Source organism: Pedobacter sp. ASV28, from assembly GCF_016428855.1.
Classification (GTDB): domain Bacteria; phylum Bacteroidota; class Bacteroidia; order Sphingobacteriales; family Sphingobacteriaceae; genus Pedobacter.
Map to the genome: position 1 here is coordinate 81,649 of NZ_JAELTN010000015.1, position 11,464 is coordinate 93,112.

Annotated in this window: 11 protein-coding genes; 4 read left to right on the forward strand and 7 right to left on the reverse strand. The window is 39.5% G+C overall.

Annotated elements, in window-relative coordinates:
- The first annotated feature begins 14 nt into the window (after positions 1 to 14).
- The 4 genes from JHD79_RS07640 (at position 15) to JHD79_RS07655 (ending at position 5,204) form a co-directional block, all read left to right on the forward strand.
- On the forward strand, positions 15 to 464 hold the full coding sequence (locus JHD79_RS07640) for a protein-disulfide reductase DsbD N-terminal domain-containing protein (RefSeq protein WP_199118626.1): 450 nt from the start codon (positions 15 to 17) through the stop codon (positions 462 to 464).
- A 343-nt stretch (positions 465 to 807) separates the two neighbouring features.
- Positions 808 to 2,490: a protein-disulfide reductase DsbD gene (locus tag JHD79_RS07645; protein ID WP_199118627.1), complete on the forward strand. Its 1,683-nt coding sequence runs from the start codon at positions 808 to 810 to the stop codon at positions 2,488 to 2,490.
- On the forward strand, positions 2,491 to 3,474 hold the full coding sequence (gene pfkA, locus JHD79_RS07650) for a 6-phosphofructokinase (protein ID WP_199118628.1): 984 nt from the start codon (positions 2,491 to 2,493) through the stop codon (positions 3,472 to 3,474).
- 191 nt (positions 3,475 to 3,665) lie between these two features.
- Positions 3,666 to 5,204 (forward strand): YifB family Mg chelatase-like AAA ATPase, encoded by a 1,539-nt coding sequence (locus JHD79_RS07655; RefSeq protein WP_199118629.1) that lies wholly within the window; start codon positions 3,666 to 3,668, stop codon positions 5,202 to 5,204.
- Positions 5,205 to 5,276: 72 nt separating this feature from the next.
- Here the strand turns inward: JHD79_RS07655 and JHD79_RS07660 are convergent, their stop codons facing one another.
- From JHD79_RS07660 to JHD79_RS07690, 7 genes are all read right to left on the reverse strand, one after another.
- Positions 5,277 to 5,516 (reverse strand): hypothetical protein, encoded by a 240-nt coding sequence (locus JHD79_RS07660; protein WP_199118630.1) that lies wholly within the window; start codon positions 5,514 to 5,516, stop codon positions 5,277 to 5,279.
- Between the two features lie 4 nt (positions 5,517 to 5,520).
- On the reverse strand, positions 5,521 to 6,105 hold the full coding sequence (locus tag JHD79_RS07665) for a TlpA disulfide reductase family protein (protein ID WP_199118631.1): 585 nt from the start codon (positions 6,103 to 6,105) through the stop codon (positions 5,521 to 5,523).
- Positions 6,106 to 6,111: 6 nt separating this feature from the next.
- Positions 6,112 to 6,570: a M28 family peptidase gene (locus JHD79_RS22950; RefSeq protein WP_199118632.1), complete on the reverse strand. Its 459-nt coding sequence runs from the start codon at positions 6,568 to 6,570 to the stop codon at positions 6,112 to 6,114.
- Positions 6,530 to 7,021, reverse strand: coding sequence for a M28 family peptidase (locus JHD79_RS22955; protein ID WP_199118633.1), 492 nt, complete (start codon positions 7,019 to 7,021; stop codon positions 6,530 to 6,532). The genes JHD79_RS22950 and JHD79_RS22955 overlap by 41 nt, the downstream gene beginning before the upstream one ends.
- Positions 7,022 to 7,059: 38 nt before the next feature.
- Positions 7,060 to 9,975, reverse strand: a complete 2,916-nt coding sequence (locus tag JHD79_RS07680) for an outer membrane beta-barrel protein (RefSeq protein WP_199118634.1) — start codon at positions 9,973 to 9,975, stop codon at positions 7,060 to 7,062.
- A 247-nt stretch (positions 9,976 to 10,222) separates the two neighbouring features.
- Positions 10,223 to 10,918, reverse strand: coding sequence for a DUF4397 domain-containing protein (locus JHD79_RS07685; protein WP_199118635.1), 696 nt, complete (start codon positions 10,916 to 10,918; stop codon positions 10,223 to 10,225).
- Positions 10,919 to 11,012: 94 nt separating this feature from the next.
- A partial coding sequence (locus JHD79_RS07690; RefSeq protein ID WP_370583307.1) for a metallophosphoesterase occupies positions 11,013 to 11,464 on the reverse strand: 452 nt, incomplete at its 5' end.

Here is an 11,464-nt window from a genome sequence, read left to right on the forward strand (position 1 = left end):
ACTAACTTAAGAAAATGAAAAAAATCACTTTAATTTTAGCCATGGTGCTTTTGGGTACCATAGGGGCTTTTGCCCAGTTGGAAAACCCCGTAAGCTGGTCCTATAACGCAAAAAAAATCAACAAAAATGAAGCTATACTATATATTAGGGCCACTATTGATCCTAATTGGCATCTTTATTCACAAAACCTTAAACCGGGTGGGCCAAGTAAAACGGAGTTCACTTTTTCACCTTCCAAAGATTATGCATTGATAGGTAAAACTACCGAGCCTAAGGCGATTACTAAATTTGAAAAGGTATTTAACATGAATGTGAGCTATTTTGAGAATGAAGTAATCTTTCAACAGAAAATAAAACTGAATAAAGCAACTACGGCCGTAAAAGGCAAAGTAGAATTTATGGTTTGTGATGATAAACAATGTCTGCCTCCTAGCGAAGTATCGTTCAGCATTCCGGTCAAGTAATTGATCAAAAAGAGGAGCAAGTTATTTTAAGGAAATGAAGGAGGGGTTTGGACACCTCCTTTTTTGTTGAAAGTACCCTAGTCATCATAATGGCCAAGTATTGACCGTTATATTCTTTAAGTGCATTTTGTACCAATTAGCAGGTAGGTATAACTACAATTAAAGCTGTGCTTCTACTGGGTAAATACAATTTAATATAGATGTTTTATAGATTAAATCGTCCAAGAAAAATTTCTCCTTATAAAGTAAAAAACCGCCTATTTATGCTCTTTTAGGCTGACAATTAAAGCGATATAGAGAAAATATTATTAATTTCACGCCCTCACACACCAAAAACACTCAAATGAATAAATTAAGCTTTTTAGTGCTTTTAGTTGCACTGCTTACGTTTTTTAACACAACGCATAGTTATGCCATTCAAAATCAGAATGACACGACTACAACGCATTCGACAGAAGATATGGAGTTTACTACGATAGGCTCTGAAGAGGACAGCGTTGCCAATGCCAAAATTAAGCCCGAAGCAGATAGCTTGACCAATAAGGCCGGGGCAAGTGCAACGGTGCCTTCGGTAACGCCAGCTGCAAAGCCAAATTCACTATGGGTAACCTTTGGATTAGGGCTATTGGCCGGAATTGCCGCATTCTTTTTGCCCTGCATTTTTCCAATGGTTCCATTGACCGTTGGATTTTTTACCAAAAGGGCAGAAAGCAAGGCTAAAGGGATAAGAAGTGCAATAATCTATGGTCTATCCATTATTGTGATTTATGTTGGGTTAGGCATAATCATTACCCTGATCTGGGGAGCTAGTGCACTTAACCAAATCTCTACCGATGGATTTTTCAATATTTTTATCTTTATCATCTTATTGATTTTTGGGATCTCTTTTCTTGGGGCTTTTGAAATTATGCTGCCCAGTTCCATTGTAAATAAACTGGATGCAAAATCCGATTCGAAAGGATTGGGTGGTATCTTTTTCATGGCTGCTACGTTGGCTGTGGTTTCTTTCTCATGTACAGGACCGCTAATTGGAACTTCTTTGGTGGCCATTAATACCGACTTGCTTACTCCAATTGTGGTTATGTTTGGATTTTCACTTTCATTGGCCATTATTTTTACCACATTCGCCATATTTCCAAGCCTGATGACCGGACTGCCAAAATCTGGTGGTTGGTTAAATTCCGTTAAGGTAGTATTAGGTTTTTTGGAACTGGGCTTGTCTTTAAAATTCCTATCCACGGCCGATTTGGCTTATCACTGGGGCATTTTAGATAGGGAAATATTCCTGGCCATCTGGATTGTGCTTGCCATCTTATTGGGCGTTTATCTTTTGGGCAAGATTAAATTTTCCCACGATAGCGATGTGGCATATATATCTGTACCTAGATTGTTTATTGCCATTGCCTGCTTTGTATTTGCCATTTACCTTATTCCTGGATTATGGGGCGCACCATTGAAGGCCGTTAGTTCTTTAGTACCACCGCTTTCAACCCAAGACTTTGTAGTGGGCGAAGGAAGCAGCACCGCTAAGCATCAGACCGTTGGCGGCGTGAAGAAAAAATATAGCGATTTTCTGCATATTCCACATAACATTGATGGTTATTTCGATTATGAAGAAGCATTGGCCTATGCCAGAACGGTGAATAAACCCTTATTCCTTGACTTTACAGGCCATGGCTGTGTAAATTGTAGGGAAATGGAGGCGAAGGTATGGTCTGACAAACGTGTACTTAAGAAATTAAAAGAAGATTATATTGTAGTGTCTTTATATACAGATGACAAGACTTCACTTCCGGAAGAAGAACAATTTTATTCGAAAATCTTGAAAACTCAAGTGAACACGGTTGGAAAAAAATTCCAACATTTGCAGGCAGAAAGATTTGGTACCATTGCACAGCCTTACTATGTATTGTTGGATACCAATGAGAAAGAGCTTGTTTCTCCACCAATAGGCGTAGAGTTTAATATAGAAGCATACTTAGCCTATCTTGATAAGGGATTACAGGCGTTTGCAAACAGAAAATAAATGAATAAAATAAAAAATATAGGCGTTTTAACTTCCGGAGGCGACTCTCCAGGAATGAATGCTGCCATCAGGGCGGTAGTTAGGGGCAGTTTATACTATAAGTTAGAGGTAACGGGTATCTTAAGGGGATATGATGGTCTGATCAATGCTGATTTTATTTCTATGGATGGAAAATCTGTGGCCAATATTATTCAGCGTGGCGGAACCATATTGAAAACTGCCCGTTGTGATGAGTTTAGAACCAAGGAAGGTAGGGCAAAGGCCTATCAAAACTTGGTAGATCATAAAATAGATGCTTTGGTGGTCATTGGTGGAGACGGAACTTTTACGGGGGCCGATATCTTTTCTAAGGAATACGATATTCCTGTAGTTGGCTTGCCGGGTACGATTGATAATGACCTGGAAGGAACCGATTTGACCATTGGTTATGACACGGCCATTAATACGGTAGTAAACGCAGTAGATAAAATTAGGGATACTGCAGAATCTCACGATCGTTTGTTTATTGTAGAGGTAATGGGAAGAGATTCGGGACTGATTGCTTTGAGAAGTGGAATTGGCGTAGGTGCCGAAGCCATTTTGATACCCGAAGCCAAGACCAGTGTAGATGAATTAATTACACGTTTACACCATGGAAGAAAAGATAAAGCCTCTAAGATTATCGTAGTTGCCGAGGGAGACGAGGCAGGAGGTGCTTATAAGGTAGGCGAAGTGCTGAAGGAAGAATTTCCTAGCTATGATATCAGGATCTCGGTACTGGGCCATATACAACGTGGAGGGAAACCTAGCTGTATGGATAGGGTATTGGCCAGTCGTTTGGGGGTTGCGGCAGTAGAGGGATTGCTAGAGGGCAAAACAGGCGTAATGGCGGGGCAGATCAATAGAGAAATTGTATTTACTCCTTTCTTCAAAGCCATTAAACACATAGATGCTGCCCAAATCACACCTGCATGGTTACGCTTGGCAGAAATACTGTCGTTATAGCAATATAATCATAAATTTGATAAGGCTGTTCACACTTTGGACAGCCTTTTTTTGTATAGTTGTTGTAATTTACTAGCTATAAATTTGATTTTGATGGAAGCTTCTGGGAAATATAAAGTTTAATCTCCTTTTGGCTTAACCCTTAGTGTTTTAGAGTATTTTTTTTATCTTGAATAAAAAAATATCTAGATATGCTGGTAAAAACTTATGGAAGTGCGGTCTATGGAGTTGATGCGTTAACCATCACCATTGAGGTGAGCGTAGATAGCGGAGCTAAATATTATATGGTGGGCCTGCCAGATAATGCGGTCAAAGAAAGCCTGTTTAGGGTAGAAAGTGCTATCCGTATTGCCGGATACCGTATGCCCCGACAAAAAATAGTGGTCAATTTAGCGCCTGCAGATATCAGAAAGGAAGGCTCTGCCTATGATCTTCCCATAGCTATAGGGATATTGGCGGCATCGGGGCAGATTGCAGCAGATGAACTGGATAAATATATCGTTATGGGCGAACTCTCCTTAGATGGAGGTTTGCAGAGCATAAAAGGTGCATTGCCCATCGCCATCCAAGCTAGAAAAGAAGCTTTTAAGGGCTTTATACTGCCCAAAACAAACAGTAGGGAAGCGGCGATTGTAAACGATGTGGAAGTTTATGGCATGGAAACGCTCGCTGAGGTGATCACTTTTTTTAACCAGGTAGAAAAACCGCAGCCTGTAGAGGTAAATACAAGGGAAGAGTTTTTTAGACAGGTTAATGACTATGAGCAGGATTTTTCGGATGTTAAAGGACAGGAAAATATAAAAAGGGCGTTGGAAATTGCGGCCGCCGGAGGGCATAATGTAATTCTAATTGGTCCACCTGGCGCAGGGAAGACTATGCTGGCCAAACGTTTGCCCACTATTTTACCTCCTTTAAACCTGCAAGAGGCTTTAGAAAGCACTAAAATTTATTCTGTAGCAGGAAAGCTGCCTGTATCTAATGCTTTAATGACCGAAAGACCCTATCGTGCGCCACACCATACCATATCTGACGTGGCATTGGTGGGCGGTGGGATTAATCCCCAACCGGGTGAAATTTCTTTGGCACATAATGGGGTCTTGTTTCTGGATGAGTTGCCCGAGTTTAAACGTACGGTACTGGAAGTAATGCGCCAACCCTTGGAAGATAGAAGGGTCAGCATTTCCCGGGCAAAATTTTCGGTAGAATACCCTTCCAGTTTTATGCTGGTCGCTTCGATGAATCCTTGTCCTTGTGGTTTTTATAATCACCCTGAAAAGGAGTGTCTGTGTGGACCAGGTGTGGTTCAAAAGTATTTAAGCAAAATATCAGGTCCCCTGTTAGATCGTATAGACCTTCATGTAGAGGTTACGCCAGTTAATTTTTCGGAGCTTTCTTCTGCACGGCAGGCCGAAAAAAGTAGCCTGATCAGGCAGCGGGTAATGAAGGCCAGAGAAATACAGGACCAACGCTTCGAACAATTGGAAGGGATGCATGCCAATGCCCAGATGAGTTCAAATATGGTAAGGCAGATTTGTGAAATTGACGAGGTAGGAAAAAGCCTGATCAAACAGGCAATGGAAAAACTGGGGCTTTCTGCCCGTGCCTATGACAGAATCTTAAAGGTGGCACGTACCATTGCCGATCTGGATGCAAGTGAAGCTATTGGCGCCGAGCATTTGGCCGAAGCGATCCACTACCGCAGCCTAGACCGAGAAAGTTGGGCGGGATAATTTTGCAAGTTCATCATTCCTGTGTATGCGGGCATCTCATCAGAGGGCATGACCGCACATAAAGAAAAGATTTTACTCCTCCTCTTCAGGCTCTTCTTTATAGTTTGCAATAAGTTTACCCAAAGTATTGACCTCTTCATCGGGTTCAAAAAGAGGTATACCTGTTTCCTTGTCAAACTTGATCCACTGTTCACCCTCATCTTTTTGGATTTGTAGGTATTCCTTGCCCTGCTTGTAAATGGTATAGGTATGATCTCCTTCAGGGAAAACGGCATAATCAATGCCTTTTACTTCTAAATCAAAAGGTTGCATCTTGCTAATTTTTCAAATCGATTAATTGTTGGATAAAGGTCGTAAATTTTTTGCTATGGTAGTTAGCCACTCCCTCATGTTTAAATGATAACCGACCTTTTTTGTCAAAAACAATGGTAGTAGGCAAGGATCTACTAAAAAGATCTTCCGGGACATTGCTGGCCATTTGATAGATAGGCAGTTGATAACCCTTCCTGTTCATGTAGGCATTTGATTTGGCAAAGTCATGGTCGGCATCTACCATAATAAATGCTACATTTTCATGATCTTTGTACTGCTCGTAAAGCTTATTGATAGAAGGCATTTCTGCCAAGCAGGGAGGGCACCAGGTGGCCCAGAAATTAAGAAATACGACTTTGCCCTTTAGCTCAGCTAAACTTGTAATCTTGCCCTTGCTATCTTTAAATTGGATAGCTAATGATTGACTGGTTAAAGTTGTTTTTTCGGTCTGTGTTTCGGGATCGAACAAGCCAACCTGCATTAAACCCTGTAAGAGCAATGCTTTGGCAGATGGAACAATAAGGATTAATCCTAAGCATAGGATAAAAATGCCGTTATAGATATATTTTTTCAAAGCGTTTATTTCCATAATTTGTTATTTCAGTTTGATCAGGGCCTCGAAAATCCCATCGATTACTTTAGCCATTCTTTTAATATCCAATGTTTCCATCTTATCCGTTACCTGATGATAGTTTTTATTTCTGTAAAAAGAAGTATCGGTAATCATTAATGCGCTATAGCCAAACTGCCAATAATTTAGGTGATCCGAAAAGTCGATGCCGGGCAATATTTTTGGCCCGGTAAACTTTTTGGTTTTAATGTAGTTGGTCTGTTTAAAGCTTTGGCTAAAGCTACGGGCAAATTTACCCTTATTAAACTTATTAACCAACGTAATATAATTGCCTTTGTTGCCATAGAACCAAGATAAAATACCTAATGGGTAATCTTGTGTTTTTGGTTCGTCTCTAAAATACCCGATCATCTCTACTGAGAGCATGCCATATACCGCTATTTTATGGTCGGACAGAAACTTTGCATGGATGTAGCTTCCCATAATATTCAGTTCTGAAATAGGGTGGCTCTTCGAGCGTATAGGTAACCAGATCTATGCGTTTACTTAATTTTTGTGTTTGAAGTTGGCGTGCCAATTCCAAAAGTGCAACTACACCACTGGCATTGTCATCTGCACCCTCTTGGTTTCCACAGACATCATAATGTGCCCCAACAATAATTCTTTGTTGATTTTCTGTACCAAAAGAGCAGATTACGTTTTTATATATTTTTCCATCTACCGTGTATTCCTGAAAGGAAACACTGTCACTGTAATTTAGGAAATCCTGTTTAATATAATTGGCCACTTTATTGAGTTGGTCAATGTTTTGATGGTTGCGGTATTGTCCTGTTTTGGTAATTTTTTCTAAATGGTTTTTGATGCTTGTGGTATCTGCATGTCCAAAACAAAAGATCGAATTAAAACAAAGAAATAAGAGGGGTGGAAATCTCATTAGTAATTTAAAATAATGGTATCTCATTGCATTTCCTTCTAATCGGGGTCTACACGTATATTTGTACCCTTAGTACCAAATTTAGAGAGGTTATAGCTTAGCCCAAAAGAAAAAACACGGGTAATTACATTGTTCTTGGAGTCGATAACCGAATTGCCCAATACTTGTCTGGAAATCATATTACCTTGGTTCAGTAAGTCGCTGGCACTAGCAGTGATGCTTAAAGAGTTGTTTTTTAGCATTTGTTTACTCAGGTTAAGCCCAATCAAAAGAGGGTTTTGATTGGCAATGGCATAGCCACTGTTAATGCGCTTGGCAGCAGAAAAACCTATACGATAAGTTTTTTTAACCGTGGCGTTTCCATTTAACGAAAGCGATAGGGTTTTTAAGTCCCTATCTCCATGCTGGACAGAAGTGTTTGAGTTTGAGCTATAGGAATAATTGGCACCACCACTTAAATTCAAAACGGATAACTTAAGCCTTGCATTAAGATTGGCACTAAAAGTTCTGGTCATGAAAAAATTGGTAGTGGTTAACTGTCCGGGATTGAAAGTTGAATTAATTGATGGGAGATTAAGCAAGGTTATACCTCCGCCCGTTAGCATGATTTCCTGGCCCAGTGCCATGCTCGAAAAGCTATTCGCTAACCCCAAAATATTATTGTTGTTTACTTGGCTGTAGCCTAAACCTGTATTAAAACTCATCTTTTTTAGATTAATATTTCCTGAGATATTTTGTGAGAAATTTAATCCACTGTTGAAATAACGGATATTATTAATGAAAAGGGCTTTGTTCGATACCCCTATTGTTCCACTATAGCCTACGGAGAACACGTTCTTTTTTAGGGGGATGTTAATGTTATAGTTTCCACTTAAGTTATAAGTTCCATTGGTATTTTCGTATCGAGTCTCCTGTCTATAGCTGCCTAAAGTATCGGGTACTACAATTACATTGTTAACGATCTCATTTTGGGTAGTTGAAAAGTTAGCTGAAACGAACATCGAAGCGCCAGATTTTGCTTCTACATAATTATAATTTGCATTTAAACGATGCTGGAAAAAGGCTTTAAGATTTGGATTGCCAATAATGATATTTTGTAGGTTTTGTGTGTTTCTAATGGGCTGCAATTGGTTGGCCGAAGGACTATTGTTACTACCGCTATAACCCAACGATAACGTTTTGCCCTTTTCCAAGGTCCTACTCAAATTTAAACTGGGCGAATAATTGAAATTATTATTCACGATTTTTTGCGCTATGTTAATGTAGTTATTCCTTAACATTGTTGGCCTGGCATTTAAGCCCAAGCTAAAACGCATTTTTTTGTTGGTGTAATTATAGCCAATACCCAATGTTTGCGTAATAAATAGAGAAGTAAGTGCCGAACTGAGCGAATCGACAAACCGATAGCTGTTAGTTAGGTTGCTTAATACATAAGTCGCCGTCTGGTTGGTATTGTTGTTTAGGGAAAGGGCGTAATTAAAACTAATCGTTCTATTGCCTGTAGTATCTGTAGCCTTGTTAAGGGGCATGATATAGTTGGTGCTAAAAGAAAAGCTCTGGGTGCGGTTTCTGCTATCGATGTTGCGGTTCAGTACCGAATCCTTTAGCAGGGTAAGATCTTGTTGGTTATAGTATAAAGTATTGGTGTTAATAAGCTGATTAGATTGTTGGTTTGATAGAGAAAAGCCAAAGTTGGCAGACAGCGAACCCCTTTTTTTACTCCTCTTTTTAGATAAGCTAAAATTGGCATTCAGACTGGGAGAATTCCCTTCGGTTTCGTTAAAATTTTTAAAGTCTTGTTTGGTGAGGCCCGTCTGATTGTTTAGGCTGAAGCGATTGTTGGCATGCTGACTATAAGATCCGGCAATAGATCCATTCACATATATTGTTTGATTGGAGAGGTAAAAATTTGAGTTGAGGTTGTGCCTTGTGTTTTTGGTATTCCCCGAGTTTTGTGAAAAGTTATAATAGGATCCTGCGTCGCTAACCGTTTCTACGGCCTGCTCATTGGTGAAGTCGTTACTATTCTGGTTGGCACTATAGTTAATGCCAAAGTTGCCATTTTTGCCTATTTTATCCCTATGGTTAATGGTGGCTCCCTTACTGTCGCTATTTCCGGCACCATTGTTTTGCATTAGATAGTTTAAGCTAGCCCCAGTCTGCTTATCGTCATTCCATAGGTTAACGTTGTTTCTGGAACCTAGCTGTTGGTTTGAGCCAGCAGTAATAGACATGTTCCCAAACTTTCCTCGGTTCATACCTGGTTTGGTTACAATATTGATCAATTTTTGAGGCTCACCAACTTTTAGTCCCGTAAAATTTGCCTGATCGCCATAATCATCAATGATCTGAATTTTAGATACAATTTCTGCAGGGAGCTTGGCAATAAACTCCTTCACATCATTGGTGAAAAAATCTTTGCCGTTCACACGCAGCTTAACCACATCTTGCCCCATGGACTTTACATTGTATTCATCGTCAACCTCAATTCCGGGGAATTGCTTGATCAGGTCGGCCACATTATCTCCCTCAAATACCTTAAAAGCAGCAGCATTGTATTCTACCGTATCCTGCATTAACCTTATAGGGTTGGGTTTTGATTTGATGACCACTTCCTTTAGCATATTGTCAGCTAGCTGAAGTTCAATGGTATTGATATTTAGTTGCTTTTTTTGGGCGAAGGTATAAGTTTGGCTATAGGTCTGATAGCCCATAACCGAGACGTTAAGCTCAAAGCTTTCCCCTTTTATTTTGGTAATACTGAATGAGCCATATTCGTCTGTTTTTGTTCTTAATGTATCCTTTTGGTCAACAAGAACAATGCTGGCATGTGCAATGGCAATACCACTGGTATCTGCTATTTTTCCGTTTACCTTTTTATAGGTTTGTGCAAAGCCGCTGAGGTGGCCGAAAATAAAGGGTAAAATAAATAATAAAAAGTATAAATTCTTCAAAGGTTACACGTTGCTCAAACAAACTTAATATTTAGTTTCAAGCTTCAACCTTTTTAACAAAAAATTGACTAAGGGAGCTTTGGCCATTATTGAGATGCCACTTCCCTTAACTTTCCATAAGTGTTTTGTAAGATTAATACACAAAAAATAAAAGTCGCCATGCGAAGGAAAAGAACACTGTTGCTTAGACAAAAAAGTTTATTCCCTTAACCGCAATGGCGACTAATGTAGGATCTGATAAGAACCTTTATTTATGTACAAAGACGGTAGCACCAAACTTAGTGTCATCGGTATTGGCTTTTAGTCCCTTTGCATACAAGGTATAGACTTTTCCTACTTCTATTTTAACATTGGCCAATACGGTAACTACCGTACCTGTAGCCTGGTCTTTAACATTGAAGGTCATTTGTTCTGCCGGATCAATGTCCTGGAAGGTGGTGTATTCTTTAAAGAGTTTATTGGTAAAAAGATCACTAGTGGCCCCATTAATACTTAAATTTAAGGCACCCGCATCTGGGCTAAGGTTTACAAAGCGAATTTTAGCTTTTCCTGTAGCGGGTTTGCTCAGGTCATCTTCCAATAATAGGAAATTAATGTTTTCCAACTTGTCAATTACAAAAAGAGAATAACCAATTTGAGGCTTAAGTGTAGCTTGTGCTCCTTTTAGAGAATTTGAATTGCCTTTTTTGGTCACATTGAATACCCTGTTGCCAGAATAGGCACTTAGGTAATCTGTTTTATCGCCAAACGAAAAATCTAGGCCGGTAGCTTTTGTATTATCGACATACACATCTAGTTTTTCTAAAGTTGGGGAAGCTTGGATAATGCTGAGACCTGAGACCTGGATGGGTTCGTAATCCTTATCTAGCTTTGAGCAAGAAAACAAACCTGTAGATAAGGCGACCGCTGCAATCAAAGCTTTATAGTTAAATGAGATTTTCATAATTAAATATTATATTAAACAACGAGTTAATGGCCATTAACTTTTTAACCTATACGAGCCTAACTATAGAAACGCTACAACGATATTAAAGTTTTTATTTCTTTTTTAGTTCGATCACTGTAATCTCAGGCCAAATGCCTACGCGACCAGAAAATCCAATAAAGCCAAATCCCCTGTTAACATTTAAAACCAGATTGTTTTCTCTTTTGATGCCTGCCCAATGTTTGTAACGAAACTTGACCGGGCTCCATTTGATGCCGAAGGCTTCTATGCCAAATTGCATGCCGTGCGTATGGCCTGCCAAGGTGAGGTGTATTTTAGAAGGATAGTGTTTTACCTGTGCATCCCAATGCGTGGGATCATGCGAAAGGAGTATTTTAAAATCGTTATATTGAGTATTCAACAGTGCCTTATTTAAATCGCCACGCTCACCAAAACCTAAACCCCAGTTTTCTACGCCCGCCAAAATGATTTTTTGCCCATTTTTATGCAGTTCTACATGTTCGTCAAGTAATAAGCGGAAACCCAGTGTAGCATGGTATTTTT